Origin of the sequence: Kitasatospora sp. NPDC007106, assembly GCF_040634455.1 — a bacterium.
GTDB lineage: Bacteria > Actinomycetota > Actinomycetes > Streptomycetales > Streptomycetaceae > Kitasatospora > Kitasatospora arboriphila.
In genome coordinates, this window is the sequence record NZ_JBEYFP010001488.1 from 1 (window position 1) to 1,004 (window position 1,004).

Annotated in this window: 1 protein-coding gene and 1 pseudogene; both read right to left on the minus strand. The window is 69.9% G+C overall.

The annotated features are described in order from the left end of the window. Positions 1–400: class I SAM-dependent methyltransferase (locus ABZ641_RS39495; RefSeq protein WP_359989586.1), on the minus strand; the 400-nt coding region annotated here is incomplete at its 3' end. Between the two features lie 24 nt (positions 401–424). Further along, a pseudogene (gene tcp / locus ABZ641_RS39500) lies at positions 425–1,004 on the minus strand (2-methylisoborneol synthase); the annotation flags it as partial.

Below are 1,004 nucleotides of genomic sequence, written 5' to 3' on the forward strand. Positions count from 1 at the left end.
CCTGCTTGGCCGACAGGGTGACGCCCTCGACCTTGCATCCGAAGCGCTGGTGGGCCATCACCATCGAGCCGCCGCGGCCGCAGCCGGCGTCCACGAGGGTCCCGTCCGCCCCGACGGCGCCGAGGTGGTCCAGGAGGACGTCGGTCTGCGCCGACTCCAGGCGGTGCAGCTCGGCGATCAGCTTCTTCTCGTACGTGCTGTCCTCGGGGTCGCCGAGGGCGGCGTGGTCGACGTCACCGATGCCGTAGTGGTGGTGGTAGAGACCGTCGACGTCGCCCAGGCGCAGGTTCACGGGCCGGGCCTCGTGGTCCCAGTAGCGCGCGATGTCGCCCTGGTAGGGAGTCGCCGGGCCGGGGATCACGGCCGAGGCGGGGGCGGCGGCGAACTGAGTGTTGGTCACAGATGATTCCGTTCTTACCGGTTCTTACCAGAAATCGGGCAGGCTGTAGCGGTAGGTGTTGGTCTGGTGCCAGTAGTGGTTGCCGTCGACCCAGGCGGCGACGCCGCGCAGGAAGCGCAGCACCACGGGATGGGGGACCTCGGCGGCGAGGTCGGCGGCCGCGGCCTCGAAGGCGTGCATCAGGTCGTTGTGGACCTCGACGGCCTTCAGGTAGGCGTCGCGGACGGAGCAGTCCTCGCGCTCGGCGATCACCACGGGCAGGTTCAGGTGCCGGCCGGGGCTGGCCAGTTCCTTGGTGTACGAGTACAGGTCGTTGACGATCGTGGTCGCGTTCCCCGCGAGCGCGATGACCCGCTGCATGGCGGGCAGGGCGTGCAGGTCCGCCGGGAGTTCGTAGCCGCCCACGGTGTCGGTGATGGTCGGGCAGGGGCGGAAGTTGTTGAACTGGCGCATCGCCAGGTACTCCCACACCTCCGGCACGTAGTCCGTCTCGGCCCAGGCCGCCTCCGCGAGGTACCCCAGGTGCAGCCGGGCCATGTCGTGCCGGTACCGGTCGGCCTGGGAGTGGCCGGCCTGCTGGACGAAGTACTGCATGGCCGAGCGG